Genomic DNA, 504 nt, shown 5'->3' on the forward strand with positions numbered 1-504 from the left:
GACCGCCCCGCGCGGCGGCGTCGCCGGGCTCGCGCTGCGCGCCGTCGAGGCGGCGGCCGGGTATCAGTCGAGCCTTCCGCCCGAGCCGGTGGAGCCAGCGCGGGGCGAGGGTATCCGGCGGGCGGTGGAGGAGCTGGCGGCGGTCGTCGCCGACCCCGCGACCGCGCCCGGGTACCTGCGGCGGACGCATCCCGAGCCGCGCGGGCGGGACGAGGCGATGTGGCTGGCCGCCCGCGGCCTGGTCGCCTGGTTCGCCGACGAGCCGGAGCTGTGCGTCGACCACCTGGAACGCGCCCGCCTCGCCGCGCGCGAGAGCCACGGCCTGCTGGCGCTGTGCCTGGCGCCGCTCGCCTCGGCACTCATCGACACCGGACGCTGGGACCGCGCGCGGGAGGTGCTCGCGGAGGCGGCGCGGCTGGCGGCCGTCCACGGCCTGACCCGGCTGGACGGCGACGCCGCCGCTCTCGGCGCGACGCTGGACGCCCTGTGCGGGCGCGCCGTCCC

General features: G+C 80.4%; 1 protein-coding gene. It reads left to right on the forward strand.

Translation table 11 applies throughout. The annotated features are described in order from the left end of the window. A partial coding sequence (locus DZF91_RS39985) for a hypothetical protein (protein ID WP_199486806.1) occupies positions 1-504 on the forward strand: 504 nt, incomplete at both ends.

It is taken from the genome of Actinomadura logoneensis (genome assembly GCF_003428695.1).
Taxonomy (GTDB): domain Bacteria; phylum Actinomycetota; class Actinomycetes; order Streptosporangiales; family Streptosporangiaceae; genus Spirillospora; species Spirillospora logoneensis.